Here is a 17,167-nt window from a genome sequence, read left to right on the forward strand (position 1 = left end):
GTAAAGAGAGGTAAATGATGTTAGGAGAGTTGATTCATTCAGTTTTAGTTTTTCTAGAAGGACTTGGTTATTGGGGAATTATGCTTGGATTGATGTTAGAAGTTATTCCGAGTGAAATCGTATTGTCTTATGCAGGCTATTTAGTATCAACAGGAAGCATTACATTTTGGGGAGCTGTTGCGTTCGGAACAATTGGCGGTGTAATCGCACAACTATTTATTTATTGGATTGGTCGATACGGAGGAAGACCTGTTCTTGAGCGATATGGAAAATATATTTTAATTCAGAAGAAGCATATTGATTATGCAGAAGATTGGTTTAATCGTTACGGAACTGGCGTTATCTTTACGGCACGTTTTATTCCTGTTGTGCGTCATGCGATTTCGATACCAGCGGGTATTGCAAAAATGTCACATGCTAAGTTTATGACGCTAACTACATTAGCTGTTATTCCATGGTCAATTGTGTTTGTATATTTAGGATTTAAATTAGGAACAGAGTGGGAAAGTATTAATAAAGTAGCTGGGCCATATGTGAAATATTTTGCACTTGCTGCTATTGTTTGTGCAATTGGTTATTTTGTACTAAAAAAAATTATGAAAAAAAAGTAATTATGGAAAAGAACCTATACTAATATAGGTTCTTTTTATTGTCATTTTTCAAAGGGGGAAAGAGTATGTTTAATATTTACCATATTGTGGCATACATATAGAAAAAGAGAGCTTGGAAAGGGGAATAAAAAGAAATGGAACTCCAGTTTCAAAATGTATATCAACAGGTGGAGAATTGGTATGTGTTGGATTCGGAGCTTCCTTGGGATGTCAAAAGGATTAGAGAGGATTTATTTTCTCTTATTGAAGTATGTAAAACGCCAGTTATTTTTTGTGATACGTGTGATGCAAATCATGTACTTCTATCATTAGGGGAAGAGGAAGAGGAGTTTTTATTCCCCGTAGGTGGTTTTTATCATAAAGAAAAACAATTAATTTTCGTTTGTATGTGGGATGAGTATGAGCAAGTGCTTAAAACACTACTGCATGAATTTCGCCATGCGATGCAGCATAAGAGAGAAGTATTGTATGTTGGAAGTGAATCGTATGAAGAGAGATGGATTGAGAAAGATGCGAGGAAGTTCGCGGAGAGGAAATTAGATGAATATAAAAATAGAAAATTGATGTAAGCATAGTGGAGAAATAGCACTATGCTTTCTTTGTTACTTACTAAAAATAAGCAATTGACTTCTATAAAGTTTAGTTCTAAACTAATAGTATGAAACGAGCGAGGTGATGAAATGAAAACAGAAGATAGATTAGGACTACTATTATGGTTTCGTTTATCACGTTTTTATAACAAGAGTATTCGTGAGACGAATCAGCATTTGAAAAAATGGAATGTATCTGCCGCTCAGTTTGATGTACTAGCTCAAGTTGGAGGACATAATCGTTTAACGCAGCAAGAGCTTGGGAAGAAGCTATTTGTTACGAAAGGAAATGTCACGCAGCTTTTAAATAAAATGGAGCAGCTGGACTGGATTGGGCGTGAACAAGAAGGTACTACGAAATATATTTCGTTAACAGAAAAGGGAAGAGCTTTATATGAGGAGATCGTCCCGCCCCAGGAAACGTTCCAAGCGGAGCAGTTTCATAAATTAAATATAGAAGAACAAAATCAATTATTAAAATTACTAAAAAAATTACAGTAAGAAACAATTTTAAAGTAAATCTTGAATTCGAGATAATATGAGGTGAAGGATATGTTTAGAAAAGTTGATCATAAAAATATGGGTAGAGCAAATCACGGTTGGTTAAATACACATTTTCATTTTTCCTTTGCTAATTATTACAATCCAAATAATATGAGTTTTGGAGCGTTACGTGTTATTAACGATGATTCAGTAGCGGCACAAACTGGGTTTGATATGCATCCGCACCGCGATATGGAAATCATTTCTTACGTTGTAGATGGTGCCTTAACACATGAAGATAGCATGGGGAATAGAGGAACAATTGAGCGTGGACATGTTCAATATATGAGTGCTGGTACTGGTGTATTTCATAGTGAACATAATTTAGGAAATGAAACATTGCGTTTATTACAAATTTGGATTTTACCAGACCGTGCTGATCATAAACCAAACTATGGTGAGTTTAAATTTGATTGGAGTAAACGTGAAAATGAGTGGTTCCATATGGTTTCCCCAGTGGAAGGTGATGCGCCAATTCAAATTCACCAAGATGCGAATTTATATTCTTTATCGTTAGAGGCTGGAAAAGAAATTCATTTTCCTGTGAAAGAAGGCCGTCAATTGTACCTTGTACAAATTGAAGGAAGTAGTGTGATAAATGGTGAGATACTTGTTATGCGCGATGCGGCAGAAGCAGTAGAAGAAGATATTCATATTCAAGCGAAAGAGCAATCACACTATTTAGCAATTGAGCTAAAAAAATAACAAAATGTTTATAAAAAAGAGGACACCTGATAGGGTGTCCTCTTTTTGCGTGGAATTATCTGAAAAATGTTTCTCAAATTTTTTGAAGAGGTATCAAGTTAAAGATTCAGAATTTTATAAAAGTGTCAAAAATCTTTATGGGAATGGGGAATGTTATAGTGAAAAAGCAAGTCATTTCATCAGCATTAGCGTTAACTGTTATCGCCGGGGGATTTGGAACGTTTGGAGCAACGACAACGAAAGCGGAAGAACAAAAAATTCAATATCATCAAGAATTTAAAACACCTGCATACATAGGTGAAGAATGGAAAGCACCGGAAGGACTAGATAAAAAAGAGACGGTCTTTCAATATTTAGAAAGTAAGAAAGATATGTTTAAATTAGCAGGAAACATTGATAAACATTTCAATGTCGTTGGGGAAGAAAAAGATGCTGAATCTGGTACGACACATGTGAAGTTAGTTGAGAAACATAATAACATTCCTGTGTATGGTTCAGACCAAACTGTTACACTAGATAAAGAGAATAATGTAAAAGCATTCTTCGGACAAGTTATTCCGAATTTAGAGGATAAAAATATTCCTACCTTTGCAAGTATTAGTGCGGAGCAAGCAGAAACAATTGCAAAGGCAGATATTGAAAAAGAAGTTGGTAAAGTAAAAAATTATGATGGTGTGAAAAAAGATTTATTTGTGTATGAAAAAGATGGAAACTACTATCTTGCATACTTAGTTAAGGCATCGATTTCAAAACCAGCTCCAGGCTATTGGCATTACTTTGTTGATGCAACAAATGGAAATGTGATTGAGAAATATAATGCTGTAGATAACATTACAGGATTTGGTTACGGAGTATTAGGTGCTAGACAATCATTTGAAATTGCCCAAAATGAGAAAACAGGAGCATTCCATTTATTTGATGGTAAGCGTGGACAAGGTGTTCATACGTTTGATGCAGAGAATATGGATGAAAACTGGTTTAACATATTCTCACAATGGTTTGGATATACAGGTGTCGAAGTAGAAAGTAAAAATAAGTTCTTTGATGACAAAGCAGCGGTTGATGCGCATGTAAATGCAGGGAAAGTATACGATTACTACAAAAAGACATTTAACCGTAACTCTTTCGATGATAAAGGTGCGAAGCTGATCTCCTCTGTTCACGTAGGAGAAAGCTGGAATAACGCAGCTTGGAACGGTATCCAAATGATGTATGGTGATGGAGATGGCAAGACATTTATTCCATTATCTGCTGGCCTAGATGTTATCGGGCACGAATTAACACATGCTGTAACTGAGCATACAGCAAACCTTGTTTATAAAAATGAATCAGGTGCGTTAAATGAATCGTTATCTGATATTATGGGTGTCATGGTTGAGAAGAAGAGCTGGGATTTAGGTGCTGATATTTATACACCTGGTAAACCTGGTGATGCGCTTCGTTCTCTGAAAGATCCAGCATCTATTCCAAACCCATTAAAACCAGGTGAAGGTTATCCAGATCATTACAATAAACGCTACACTGGAACAGCTGATAATGGCGGCGTTCATATTAACAGTAGTATTAACAATAAAGCTGCGTACTTAGTATCTGACGGTGGCACGCATTACGGCGTGAAAGTAACTGGAGTGGGCCGTGAAGCGACAGAAAAAATTTACTACCGTGCTCTTACTAAATATTTAACTGCAAACTCTGACTTTAAAATGATGCGTCAAGCAGCACTTCAGTCAGCAGAAGATTTATATGGTAAAAACTCTAAAGAGTTACAAGCTGTAACGAAAGCTTATGATGCAGTAGGCGTTAAATAATAAGAGAAAAAGACCTGACCATGATGTCAGGTCTTTCTTTATTTAGTCACGAATACCTAATGCGATTTTCGCCATACGTGACATACGTTCTTTCGACCATGGTGGATTCCAAACGACATTTACTTCTATTTCGTTTACTTCAGGTACGTTCGTTGATAGTACTTTTTTAACGTCTGATACGATTTGACCAGCCATTGGGCAGCCGATAGAAGTCATCGTCATTGTAATGATAGCATTATTATTTTCATCCGCTGTAACGTCATAAACTAATCCAAGATTGATAATATCAACACCTAGTTCAGGATCAATAACAGCTTCTAAGTTTGCATATAATTTTTCTTCAAATGCTTGTTGTGACATGTGTAGCACCCCCTACAGATTAATGATATCGATTCTCATTATAACGGATATATGTATAATGTGCAGGGAATGAGCTCAAAAAAATATTCCTCTTGAAAGAGGAATATTTTTTTGAGCTATTCAGTTTTAAAATGAGATACGAGTTGATCTAATTCTTCAACCGTTTGTTTCATTTGTTTTGCAGTTACTGTCATTTCATTCATAACAATAACTTTCTGCTCAGCAGATTGTGCCGTTGCGGCTGTTTCACTAGATACTTCATTTGAAATAGAAGCGATGTTATTAAGTGAAGCGTTCATTTCTTCAGCGCTTGCAGCCATTTCTTCAGCAGTTGCTGATATGTCTTGCATTTGAGTTGATACTTTATTTACTTGTTCAACAATTGTTGTGAAAGAAGTACCAGCCTCACGAACGACAGTAATGCCTTCAAATGCTTCAGAACGACCTTTAGACATCATAGAACTAGCTGTTTCTGTATCATTTTGAATTTGATTTAGTAATTGGTTAATATCTGTTGCAGCAGTTTTAGATTGTTCCGCAAGTTTACGGACTTCATCAGCTACGACAGCAAATCCTTTTCCTTGCTCACCAGCACGAGCTGCTTCAATAGAAGCGTTTAAAGCAAGTAAGTTTGTTTGCTCAGCGATATTAGAAATAGATTGTACAGCCGTATCAATATATTTCGTATGGGTGATTAGACGTTCGACTACTTCTGATGTAGCATTTACAGCTTCATGTATCGTTGTCATTTGTGAAACAGATTTTTGGATAACAGTACTTCCATCGTTAGCATGTTCAGATGTAGCTACAGCAAGTTCGGCTACAGATGAAGCAGATTCAGCGATGCGTTGAACGCTTATTGCCATATCATCCATCGCAGTTGAGCTTTCTTCCATACTAGAAGTTTGCGATTGAATACTTGAATTTAAGTTGGACATCGAGCTTTGAACTCGTATTGTTGCCTCGCGTGATGTATTAGTCTTTTCTAGCATATTTTCAGAAGCTGTTTGTACTTCTACAGATGTTTTTTGAACACGATTAATGATATGTTGCAGGTTTGCTAACATTTTATTAAACGATGATGCAATTGCACCGATTTCATCATTGCTATTTACTTGTAGACGGGCTGTTAAGTCGCCTTCTTGAGAGGCTAATTCTTTTAGCTTAATATCAATTTGTTGAATTGGTTTTACAAGCTTACCAGAGAACCACCATGCAAGAATAATTGCAGTTACAATACAAATAACAAGTGATAAGAAGACAACATATTCAATTCGTAGTGAAGATTGATCGATTTTTTCAATAGATTGTTCGCGTAATTTAGCTTGTTCATTACTGTAATTTGTGAAATCACCAATTACTTTATAAACAGTACCATTTTCTGTAGAAGCTACTTGTAAAGCTTCTTCCCATTTTTGTTCTTTTGCAAGAGTGAATACTTTCTCTTCAATGAACTTTCTCCAAGTGGATCCTAATTCCATTGTGCTTTTCACGGACTGAGAAGTGTTAGGGTTAGAAAGAAGTTGCCCTTTTGTATCTTCAAGACGTTTACTCATCTCATTAAACTTGTCTAATTCGACTTGATCATGTTGTAGTAAATAACCTCTTAAAGCAGAAAGTTGTACTTGATAAGCGTCTCCGCGCTCTTTTAATTCTGTTGCAAGAGGAGAAATTTCTTTTTGTAATGTTTCAGCTTTATGAGACTGATCCATGGTAAAGAATAAAATAAAAGCTAAGGCAATGCCGAATAAAGCACAAATCGTTCCCATCATGAACATTAGTTTTTTTCTGATACCTATAAAATTCATATGATAAAAAGCCTCCTTTGTCAAATCTTAGTATTAGAATTAATTAATGTAAAAAGTTGAAAGAAAGCTTTATTCCAGTAGGAATAAAGCTTTCCTCTTTCCTTTAGGAATTATAGCAGACAGAATGGGAGATAGAAAGAGATATTTTAGCGTGAAAAAAGAGAGACTCTAAATCGCTCTTTCTAACAATTTAGAGTTCGTAGAAGTATAAATGGAATTTTCATTTTAAACATTTGTTTTGAAATGAGAAACGAGCACTTCAAGTTCTTGTACAATTGTTTTCATTTCTGATGATTTTTTAGCAACGATACTCATTTTGTTTACTTGGTCACCAGCTGAAGTTGCTGTTTGTGATGTTTCGGCAGCAACTTCATTTGAAATAGAAGCGATATTATTTAAAGCTGCATTCATTTCTTCAGAACTTGCGGCCATTTCTTCAGTAGTTGCAGACATTTCTTGTATTTGTGTAGATACATTGTTAATGTGATTAACAATTTCTGAGAATGAAGATCCAGCGGTACGAATGACTGTAATTCCTTCAGAAGCTTCTGACTGACCTTGTGTCATCATGTCATTTGCTATTTTTGTGTCCGCTTGAATTTGATGAAGTAAATGGTTAATATCAGTTGCTGCTAGCTGAGATTGTTCAGCAAGTTTTCGTACTTCATCGGCAACAACAGCGAATCCTTTTCCATGTTCACCAGCACGGGCCGCTTCAATAGAAGCATTTAAAGCGAGTAAATTCGTCTGCTCGGCAATATTAGAAATAGATTGAAGTGCAGTATCAATATGATTCGTATGTGTAATGAGTCGCTCTACCACTTGTGATGTAGCGTTAACAGCTTCGTTAATTGTATGCACTTGTGTAATAGACTTCTCAATGACTTTATTTCCATCATCTGCTTTTTCAGAAGTTGTAACAGCTAGGCTAGCGACAGAAGATGCAGTTTCTGCAATACGCTGAACACCCGTTGCGATATCATCCATTGCGGTTGAACTTTCTTCGATGCTAGAAACTTGGGAATGAATATTGTGCACAAGAGCATTCATAGTCTCTTTCGATTTTGTGGTATTTTCCATAGAAGCAGTTGTTTCGATAAATACATTTTCAGAAGCTTCTTTTACACTTGTTGATGTTTGTTGAACTTGCTTTATTATACACTGTAAGTTAGCAAGCATTTGATTAAAGGAATTTGCAATGTCACCAATTTCATCTTTACTCGTTACGTGTAATCTAGCGGTTAAATCGCCATCTTGCGAAGCTAATTCTTTTAACTTCGCATCAATTTGTCGAATCGGTTTAACGAGTTTACCAGAGAACCACCATGCCAATAGAATAGATGTTAATGTACATGTAATGAGTGAGAAGAAAATAATATATTGAATAAGGGATGAAGAAGACTCTACGTCAGCAATTAATACATCCCGTTTGTCATTTTCTTCATTTGTATATTTAGTAAAACGACTTAAAAGGTCATTTACATAATCTGTTTGAGCAAGAGCAATTTTGGATGCTTCATCCCATTTTCCTTCACGCGCAAGAGGGAGGACTTCATTATCTACGACGCTGCGCCATTTTGCTCCCATTAAAATGGCCTCTTTCATTCCTTCTGGGAGTTTTTTATCACTTGTTACTTTCTCCCTAGTATCAGCTAGTTTTTTTCCTTCCCGGTTGAATTTATTCAATCCTTTTTGGTCATGTGATAGTAAATATTCTTGTAAACCAGCGACCTGTGCTTGGAACCAATCGCCACGTTCTTTTAAAATCGTTGCTCTTTTCGATACATCATTCTTTAACGTTTCGATTTCACTTGCTTGATGCATCGCAAATGAAAGAATAACAATAAGAGCAATGCTAAATAAGGAAGAAATGCTTAAGAGTGTGAACAGTAGTTTTTTTCGAATGCTAACATATTTCATCGTTACCCCTACCTTTTAAAACTGTTTATTATAATTTATAAATATTTGGAACGAAATTAATAAAAACATGATTAAGAAGTTATTAATCTGTTCCATGAAAATTATAGCAGATAATGGAATATGGCAGATTAATGTGAGTAAATGTTCTTAAAATGTATACATTTGTATATCAAAAAATTCATAAATAAAAATTAGAAATGGTATTGTAATTTGAAATAACATCATGTATACTTCTAATTAGTTGATAACGATTATCAGTATCAACTGAAACATTACTCTTCGTTATGTTGGTCATACCCCTTTTTGACGACGTAAGTCAGAGACAAAATGTTGAAATATCTTGTGTCCTATTCTACAGAATTATGGTAATCTCCAACCTCAACTTATATGCGTAAGCATGCAAAAAGGATCCTATCCGTGAAGGGATCCTTTTTTGCATGTTGTCGCAATTAATGTATATAGACCTGGTATACGTTCTTCAATTCCTTCAGGTGAAGTAGAAGGGAAAACCCACCTTTGATGAGATCCGTGTTCTTCAACTAGCTTTTCAATTTTAAAACGTTCTTCCGCAAGTGTTGTAACAATTTCTCCTAATGTCCAGCGGCGTATGTTTGTTTTCGGTAAAGCCTCTTTCTGCGATTCTGTAAGAAGAATGCTATAAGCAACATCATCTTCAATCAATTCTTTATCGAAATAATTTCCATTGGCCCGAAATGATGGATGATCTACACCTAATAATTTAGTGTAAACAGGATGATAGTCACGAAGGATAAGCATTCCATCTTGTTTAAGTAAGTTAGCAATCTTTTGAAAGAGTGGTTTTAAATCTAAAAAGTAATGAAGTACACCAAGTTCCAGCAAGACGACATCAAATGATTCGGAAAGATTTACATCCAGTACATCAGAGACGATGTATTGGATAGAGACACCAGCGGCTTCTGCAAGTTCATTTGCATATTTGGCATTACTCGCTGAAATATCAACAACTGTTACGTCAGATCCTAATAGGGAAAGAGCGACGGCTTTGTTTCCTTTTGACCCGAGTAAATTAATAATACGTTTTCCTTTTGGCGATTGTATGTAAGGTAAATAATGTGCTACTTCGCGTGTGGGCTCTTCCATAATCTTTTTCGCATAATCAACTGGCGCCCCGTGGCGATTCGTCCAAGCTTCATAAGCAGCTGCATTCCAGCTTTTTTCATTCATCATGCTTAGTTGCTTTTGATTCAATGTTATCACTCCTTTTACGAACGTATAGTTATTCGGCAGGAAGATGGGATTTCCTGTTTTTTGAAATAGAGTTTGATTTTTCTGTAATTAAGTCGTAAAATACGTGTTATACGTAAAAGCGTTGAAAAGGAAAAGTAGGATGAAACCATTCTTTCCAGAGAGCTTCGGTAGGTGAGAAGAAGCAAGAATATTCATTTGAACAATGGCCTTTGAGCTTCGTCCTGAACTTATCAAATGATAATAGTAGGCGGCGACGAGAGTTGGTACTCGTTATCAAAACCACAGTATAAGAGCATATAGCTCCGTACTTGTTAAGGCTAATTATGTGAGTGATTGGCGAAATAAGGTGGTACCGCGACTGTTTATACAGCCCCGCCCTTATCTTTTTTAAGATAAGGGCGGGGCTTTTTATATTTTAAAGGAGGAATATAGGATGAGTATTTTTATTGGAGGCGCTTGGCCGTATGCAAATGGTTCATTACATCTTGGGCATATTGCCAGTTTGTTACCGGGAGATATTTTGGCACGTTATTATCGGGCAAAAGGTGAGAATGTGTTGTATGTTTCAGGAAGTGATTGTAATGGAACACCGATTGCAATTAGAGCAAAACAAGAAGGTGTGACGGCGAAGGAAATTGCTGATAAGTATCATGAAGAGTTTGAGCGATGTTTTCGTAGCCTTGGTTTTACTTATGATTGCTATACACGTACAGATAGCGAGCATCATCATGAAACAGTTCAAAAAGTTTTTTTGCGTTTATTAGAAGAAGGTTATATTTATAAAAAAACAGTGGAACAAGCATATTGCGAAACGTGTACACAGTTTTTACCAGATCGTTACGTAGAAGGAATTTGTCCTCATTGCCATGAAGCAGCAAGAGGAGATCAATGTGATGCTTGTTCGGCCATTTTAGATCCACTTGATTTGTTAGAAAAGAAATGTAAGTTATGTGGTAGTACGCCATCCGTACAGGAAACAGAGCATTTCTATTTCGCACTGCATACATTTCAGGAGCAAATTAAAGGAGTCGTAGAAATTGCAAAACAAAAAGGAACATGGCGTGACAATGCAATTCAGCTAACAGAAAGATATGTAAAAGAAGGGTTGCAAGATAGGGCAGTATCGCGTGATTTACCAGTCGGGGTTCCAATTCCAGTGGCAGGATACGAAGATAAGAAAATTTACGTATGGATTGAAGCAGTGACAGGATATTATTCTGCAAGTAAACATTGGGCTGAAAAAACAGGGAAAGATGACCAAGAGTTTTGGGATAAAGAAACGAAAACGTATTATGTACACGGAAAGGATAATATTCCATTTCACTCTATCATCTGGCCAGCGGTATTACTTGGAATAGGAGAAGAAGCAATTCCTCGTCATATCGTTTCAAATGAGTATTTAACGGTAGAAAAAAGAAAATTATCGACAAGTAAAAACTGGGCAGTATGGGTACCTGATATATTAGAAAGCTATGATCCAGATTCGATCCGTTACTTTTTAACAGTAAATGCACCAGAAAATCGTGATACTGATTTTTCGTGGCGTGAGTTTATTTACAGTCATAATAGTGAATTGTTAGGTGCATATGGGAACTTTGTGAATCGGACATTAAAGTTTATTGAAAAGTATTATGATGGCATTGTACCGAATAGAATTATTAATGAAGAGCTGAAAGAGAAGATAGAAGGATTATATATAAATGTAGGAGAATCAATTGAGCAAACTAAATTTAAAGTGGCTCTAGAAACAATATTTGATGCAGTACGTTTTGCAAATAAATACTTTGACGAAAAGCAGCCTTGGAAACAAAGAGAAGATGATCCAGTTTCATGTGAAGAAACGATTTATAATTGTGTTTATCTTATCGCTAATTTTGCAAATCTCCTTGAACCATTTTTACCATTTTCAAGTGAAAGAGTTCGAAACACATTGTCGATTGTTAAACGAAATTGGGAACCTCAAAATATGTTGCCGAATAAAATTGATAGCGTACAGCCATTATTTGAGCGAATTGATGTAAAACAAATTGAGCATGAGATAGAGAAACTGTATGGAGCGGTAAAGTGAACGAGAGAGAAAAGACCTTTCAAGTAAATGAAAGGTCTTTTCTTATGCACTATGCACACGATTATGTTTGTTTTCTTTTCTATACGTAAGGAGCTGAGGAGTGAAAATACCAAACAATATAAATATAATTCCAATCCACTGCATAAGCGTTACAACTTCATGTACAAGTGTTATAGAAGCGATAATGGCCGTTGGTAATTCAGCTGCACCTAATATTGTACCAAGTCCTATTCCGACTTTCGGTACGCCAATTGAAAAACAAATGACAGGTACGACAACGCCGAATAATCCGAGGAAGAAAGCATATTTCCATAGACCGGCTTGCAGGGCACCATCTGTTAAAAAGGTTGGCGGGAAGAATAGGCAGACGATAAGGGTAGCACTTGTTGTCATGAGAAAGCTTTTCGTATAAGGCGGAACATCTGTAGCAACGCGTCCACTTGCAAAAACATAGAATGAAAAAGAGACAGCAGCTAATAATCCAAAGATAATACCTTTCGTAGAAAAACTTTCTCCTAGACCTTCAAAGACACCGCCAGCAAACAATGTACCAGTGAATAAAATGATGATAGATATAACTTTTTCACGGCTTGGAAACGTTCGATTTGCAATAGCTTCGATGACTACTCCGATCCATGTGAACTGGAAGAGTAGAACGACAGCGATAGATGCTGGCAGTTCTTCTACAGAAATAGCATAGAAAATACCAGTCATACTCATTGTTGTGCCGACTGTTAATAATGACAAGAATTGCTTTTTTGTTACTTTATGGCGTGAAAAGAAAAGAACGAGCAGAAGTAGTCCAATCCATCCGAAGACATATTGTCCCCCTAATAGTTGATGTGCTGAAAATCCGTTAATAAATCCGAGTTTGAAAATAGTTGAAAGCACGCCGTAGCTACAAGCACCGAGTAAAACGAGTAGTGAATACTTAAACTTCTCCATAAAAATCCTCCTTTTAAAATAAAAAACGCCCGCTATCCAAATAAGGACAACGGGCGAACGAAACAGAGTAACATACTCTACAAAATTCCGCCATTCATACAAAGTATGAATTTGGGGTATGAAATTACAATAGGTTTTACATTGCCTTTGGGAATACAATGGAGCATTTTACACCTTGAGGTGTGTTTTGTATTCCATAAGGAAACTGATGTTTATCTAATATTTGTTTTACAATATATAACCCAAGACCACTACCTTGTACTAAGCCATGTTTGTCAGGATTTGCGCGATAGAATGGCTCAAATAAATGGGCAAGTTTATCTTCATCAATTTGAGAACCTGTATTTAATACTTCTAATGCGTAACCGTTTGGCTTTTCATAAAGCTTTATATATACATGCTGATGGTCAATTGTATAATGAATTGCGTTTGAAATAATGTTAAAAATAGCAGTTTGCATAAATTTAGGATCAGCTAAAATTTGTACATCTTGTTTAATGTTAGATTGAACATTTAATTGTTTTACAGATACAAAATAATCTACTTTCTTTATAACGTCCTCAATAATATTAGTCAATGAGATAACTTTTAAATTGGGTTTAAATTGAGGGTTTTGTATTTTGGATAATTCTGACACCTTTTCCGTTAATATGTTAATATCTTGCATCATCTCATATGAACGTTTTAAATATTTATCTCTATCTTTATAAGCGCCAATTCCGTGAATCATGCCATCGAGTTGTCCCATAACGGCTGCGATTGGTGTTTTTAATTCATGGGATATCATAGACATAAATTCTTTACGAGATTGTTCTAATTGTTGTTCCTTCTTGATTTCATTTCTTAAATCTTGATTGCTTTCATGTAAATTTTTCACAATAGTAGGTACTTGTGAGGCAGCTACTTGCAAATTAAAATCTGTTTGATCTGTATTTTTGTTAAGTAGCTTTTTATCTGAGAAATCAAGATTCATAATATCTTTTAAAGCATCGCTCATATATTGGAAAGGTTTGGCGATTATTTTTGCGTAGATTAAAGATCCAAGCAGAGATAATGCAAGCATTGTCGCCCCAATATGTGGAGCTAATTGCTGCAACACATCTGTTAACGATGGATTATCATGTGTATCATTTGTTTTACTTGCTGCATTTTGTGTATGTAAGGCATCATTGTTAGTAACTTGCTTTTCCGCTTCTGTAAGTGAAGACGTTGTGTTACTTTTCCCCGGAATATTTTGTGCATGTTCTTTTGCTTTTGCAGTTTGGCTAGGCTGCAAAAGATGATTGATGGCTGTAGAGAGTGTATTCATGTCTATTTGAGAAGATTGAAAATTAGAGATGCTACTCTCTGACACAGCTTTATTTTGCTTTGTTTTACTTTGGTCGTTTTGTTTGTCTGATTCCGCTTGTTCCGCAGTTTGCGTTCCAGACGCTCTCAAACGATCTTTATCGTAATTTGAGGCTAGAAAATAAATAATTTGATAAAGACAAAGTGATAACAAAATACAAAATAATAAGGTTTTGATGAATATATTTTTGGTGATGTTGTCTTTGCTACGATTCGATTTTGTAGCCAATGCCTTTCACCGTTTTAATATAAGGAATTTCTAATTTTTTTCGTAAGTTTTTAATATGTGTATCTATAACTCTCACATCACCAAAATGTTCATAGCCCCATACCTTATTCAACAAATCACTTCTTGATAGTACTTTTCCCCGATTTTGCAGTAAAGTATATATAATTTCAAATTCTTTTGTAGTCAATTCAATTTGATTACCATGAACATAAGCGGCATATGCTGTAGAATTTAACATCAATTCATGGAATTGTAGTATAGTTGCAGCTTCTGCTTCCTTCGTTGCTGCCCTTCTCAATACAGCTTCTACACGTTTTATAAATACGGTGTAATGGAACGGTTTTGTAATATAGTCATCAATACCTAACTCAAATCCTTTAATTTCACTTTCTTCATTATGTAAGCCTGTTAGCATAATGATTGGTACATCAGATTGTCCTCGCATAATTTTACAAATACTATAGCCATCTATATCTGGTAACATTACATCGAGGAGGACAAGGTCGTATGAATTTTTTTGGAAAAGAAGAATGCCTTCTGTACCAGCACCAACTACATCAACAGTAAAGTTTTGTGCCATTAGAAATTCACGAATAAGTTCTTGTATATCTGGGTTGTCTTCAATCACCAGTATATGCGTCATAGTAACACCTCCTAAATAACGCTTTTTACTGCAATATTCGAATTCATCATTTTTCGGATGACTCAGATTGTTTATACATATAATAAGCCCCCGCTATAAAATAGTAATGAAAGTAGCAAGGGGGATTGTTTAGTGTCACTGAATATTTCAGAATTACAGTAGTTCTATTATAGTATGTATTGTAAAATTTATAAAATATTATAACTGTATAATTTTAATATCCATGTTTATCAATGTTACGATGATGTTGAACGCAATCTATTTTTATTATATATGTAAATACAGTTGTTTTGCTACTGTAAATGAATAAATAAAATAAGCCAAGACATAAAATTCTTGGCTACACGTAAATCTTGTTCTTAGGTTAATTTACAGTGACAGTAGCTTGCTGCTGAATGCGCTCAAATAACCAGTGAATATCATTGTTAAACATACGAATACAACCAAGTGTTGTTGCTTTCCCGATTGCTTGATTATTGTTAGTTCCATGAATCGCATACGTTGTTCCGTAAGTTCCTGCCATATTTAATCCGAGCCAGCGGTCCCCAAGTGGATTACGTGGATCGCCGCCTTTAATTTTTCCTGTATAGTAAGGACGGTTTTTAATTTTATTTACAATTTGAAAAGTACCCTTAGGTGTAGGTGTTGCTGCTTTTCCAGTAGCGACAGTGAAACTTTTTATGAATTTTCCATTTTGATAATAATCCATTTTATTTAGTTGTGTGTTTACGATAAGCTGATCTTTCGTTGTAGCTGCTTCTGCAGTAGTGAATGGAAGAGTTAAAAATCCTAATGATAATAGCGCACTTAATAATAATTTTTTCATTATATTCTCCTTTTACTTCTTGTAGTAGTCTTACATACAATGAATTTGTAATCCTCGTAATGCTTGATTAACATTTTCATCTAATGTTTCAAAGAAGGTAGTAATCTTTGGATTGCATTTGTTGTTTTTATCAATAAGTAATCTTTCATTTAATAAAAGCTCACCATGTAGTCCAAAACTTTGAACTTGAATATTTAGTTCATCTTCAGTTTCAGAAATAATTGGTAAGAAATAGTGAAAAGCTTTCGTTGGAATGATGTAGCTTTTGCCAATCATGCTTTCTGGATTTGAATTCACCCATTTTCTAGTGACAATCTTAATGTTCTTTTTTGAAACGATAAAAGACAGCGTAGTAGATTTTGTTAAACTTACGTCAAATTCATTTGTTTCACATATTTGTAAATTAAAAACGGTTTCATTTTGATGAGATTCAACATTCGTATTAATAAAATCGTGCATTTTATAAGCTTCCATTTCTTATTCACCCTTTTTTCAATTTCGAAAAGCGACTTATATTTATTCAATTTAATGTTTAGTCATATATTAGCTAAATTTTTCAACAAATTCCGATATAATCTTACAATACGTATATGAAGCTAATATGAAGTTCGTATGAGTTTGTGGTGGTTTTTTATAGAGAACAAAATAAGATAGTTTTTTAGTGTTAAAAATTGGATAAAAAATGTATATTAATGGATTTCATTCGCGTGATATATAGTTGTTAGCTTGTTTTTAAATGCTAATAGATATAAGTAAATAGAGAACAAAAAAATTTAGTGTGAGCCTTACAAAAATGTAATAAAAATGTAAGCTATTGTGATAGTTATTTCGACATTTTTTTTATACAATAATAGTAAGAAGTTGTACGTGACTGAAAGGAGAGATGACATGGAATGGGTTCATGAATTATTTCAGCAATACGGGTATTATGTTGTACTTGTCGGGTTGCTGTTAGAATATATTGCGCTGCCGTTTCCGGGAGAGCCAACATTAGCATATGCGGGATTTTTAGCACAGAAGGGTGATTTAAGTTTACCAATTTTAATTATCTTATCCTTTATTGGGACAAGTGTAGGAATGACGATTCAATACTTTTTAGGAAATAAATTAGGTATGCCTTTCGTTCAAAAATATGGGAAATACGTATTTTTAACACAAAGAAAAATCGACTTAACAAGAATGTGGTTTGATAAGTATGGGTACTTCTTGATCTTTATCGGTTTCTTTATTCCTGGTGTACGCCATTTTACAGGATACTTTGCAGGAATTATTAATCTACCATTCCGTCGTTTTGCGATTACAATTTATTCAGGTGCTCTGTTTTGGGTGTCATTCTTCTTAATCGGTGGTTATTGGTTAGGTGGAAACTTACATGATATTTTTGGGGTGTTAGAAGGTCATATTGGTAAAATCATTTTTGGAGTTATCGTAATCGTAGCAATTACGCTAGGCATTCGTTTCCGTAAACAGTTAAAACGAGTATTGTTACAAAACGCAAGTTAATATGGAATCCATTCTATGTCAAAATTTAGGG

The 17,167-nt window shown here is 35.0% G+C and carries 16 protein-coding genes and 1 other annotated feature; of the genes, 7 read left to right on the top strand and 9 right to left on the bottom strand.

Features of this window, described 5'->3' with window-relative positions; genetic code table 11:
* Positions 1-17: 17 nt before the first annotated feature.
* The 5 genes from uptA (at position 18) to nprB (ending at position 4,257) form a co-directional block, all read left to right on the top strand.
* Positions 18-611, top strand: coding sequence for an undecaprenyl phosphate transporter UptA (gene uptA / locus JDS95_RS17395; protein ID WP_000900223.1), 594 nt, complete (start codon positions 18-20; stop codon positions 609-611).
* Between the two features lie 134 nt (positions 612-745).
* Positions 746-1,180, top strand: coding sequence for a DUF3920 family protein (locus JDS95_RS17400; protein WP_000422812.1), 435 nt, complete (start codon positions 746-748; stop codon positions 1,178-1,180).
* A 111-nt stretch (positions 1,181-1,291) separates the two neighbouring features.
* The gene (locus JDS95_RS17405) at positions 1,292-1,702 is read left to right on the top strand and encodes a MarR family winged helix-turn-helix transcriptional regulator (protein WP_000845483.1); all 411 of its coding nucleotides are present in this window, start codon (positions 1,292-1,294) and stop codon (positions 1,700-1,702) included.
* Positions 1,703-1,753: 51 nt separating this feature from the next.
* Entirely contained in the window at positions 1,754-2,449 is a 696-nt protein-coding gene (locus JDS95_RS17410) for a pirin family protein (protein WP_085450692.1), read from the top strand.
* A gap of 158 nt (positions 2,450-2,607) precedes the next feature.
* Complete coding sequence (nprB, locus tag JDS95_RS17415; protein WP_000745149.1) at positions 2,608-4,257, top strand: neutral protease NprB; 1,650 nt, start codon at positions 2,608-2,610, stop codon at positions 4,255-4,257.
* Positions 4,258-4,299: 42 nt separating this feature from the next.
* Here nprB and JDS95_RS17420 read toward each other — a convergent pair whose 3' ends face one another.
* The 4 genes from JDS95_RS17420 to JDS95_RS17435 form a co-directional block, all read right to left on the bottom strand.
* Positions 4,300-4,617, bottom strand: a complete 318-nt coding sequence (locus JDS95_RS17420) for a metal-sulfur cluster assembly factor (protein ID WP_000082520.1) — start codon at positions 4,615-4,617, stop codon at positions 4,300-4,302.
* 116 nt (positions 4,618-4,733) lie between these two features.
* On the bottom strand, positions 4,734-6,425 hold the full coding sequence (locus JDS95_RS17425) for a methyl-accepting chemotaxis protein (protein ID WP_085450691.1): 1,692 nt from the start codon (positions 6,423-6,425) through the stop codon (positions 4,734-4,736).
* Between the two features lie 225 nt (positions 6,426-6,650).
* A complete protein-coding gene (locus JDS95_RS17430; protein WP_199690697.1) occupies positions 6,651-8,345 on the bottom strand; it encodes a methyl-accepting chemotaxis protein in 1,695 nt (564 codons plus the stop codon).
* Positions 8,346-8,756: 411 nt separating this feature from the next.
* The gene (locus JDS95_RS17435; RefSeq protein ID WP_002060242.1) at positions 8,757-9,554 is read right to left on the bottom strand and encodes a class I SAM-dependent methyltransferase; all 798 of its coding nucleotides are present in this window, start codon (positions 9,552-9,554) and stop codon (positions 8,757-8,759) included.
* Between the two features lie 133 nt (positions 9,555-9,687).
* Positions 9,688-9,958: a binding site (T-box leader), on the top strand.
* 50 nt (positions 9,959-10,008) lie between these two features.
* Between JDS95_RS17435 and metG the strand changes: the two genes are divergently transcribed.
* Positions 10,009-11,643 (top strand): methionine--tRNA ligase, encoded by a 1,635-nt coding sequence (gene metG / locus JDS95_RS17440; protein ID WP_000021552.1) that lies wholly within the window; start codon positions 10,009-10,011, stop codon positions 11,641-11,643.
* A gap of 42 nt (positions 11,644-11,685) precedes the next feature.
* Here the strand turns inward: metG and JDS95_RS17445 are convergent, their stop codons facing one another.
* From JDS95_RS17445 to JDS95_RS17465, 5 genes are all read right to left on the bottom strand, one after another.
* Complete coding sequence (locus JDS95_RS17445; protein WP_000410521.1) at positions 11,686-12,588, bottom strand: EamA family transporter; 903 nt, start codon at positions 12,586-12,588, stop codon at positions 11,686-11,688.
* Between the two features lie 136 nt (positions 12,589-12,724).
* Positions 12,725-14,164 (bottom strand): sensor histidine kinase, encoded by a 1,440-nt coding sequence (locus tag JDS95_RS17450; RefSeq protein ID WP_000201947.1) that lies wholly within the window; start codon positions 14,162-14,164, stop codon positions 12,725-12,727.
* Positions 14,142-14,807, bottom strand: coding sequence for a response regulator transcription factor (locus JDS95_RS17455; protein WP_000148831.1), 666 nt, complete (start codon positions 14,805-14,807; stop codon positions 14,142-14,144). The genes JDS95_RS17450 and JDS95_RS17455 overlap by 23 nt, the downstream gene beginning before the upstream one ends.
* Before the next feature lie 364 nt (positions 14,808-15,171).
* A complete protein-coding gene (locus JDS95_RS17460; protein ID WP_000735064.1) occupies positions 15,172-15,633 on the bottom strand; it encodes a L,D-transpeptidase in 462 nt (153 codons plus the stop codon).
* A gap of 30 nt (positions 15,634-15,663) precedes the next feature.
* Positions 15,664-16,107: a DUF3978 family protein gene (locus JDS95_RS17465; RefSeq protein ID WP_000388765.1), complete on the bottom strand. Its 444-nt coding sequence runs from the start codon at positions 16,105-16,107 to the stop codon at positions 15,664-15,666.
* Positions 16,108-16,521: 414 nt separating this feature from the next.
* Between JDS95_RS17465 and JDS95_RS17470 the strand changes: the two genes are divergently transcribed.
* Positions 16,522-17,136, top strand: coding sequence for a DedA family protein (locus tag JDS95_RS17470; protein WP_000455364.1), 615 nt, complete (start codon positions 16,522-16,524; stop codon positions 17,134-17,136).
* The last annotated feature ends 31 nt before the right edge of the window (positions 17,137-17,167 follow it).

It is taken from the genome of Bacillus cereus group sp. N24, assembly GCF_016483345.1.
Lineage (GTDB): Bacteria > Bacillota > Bacilli > Bacillales > Bacillaceae_G > Bacillus_A > Bacillus_A toyonensis.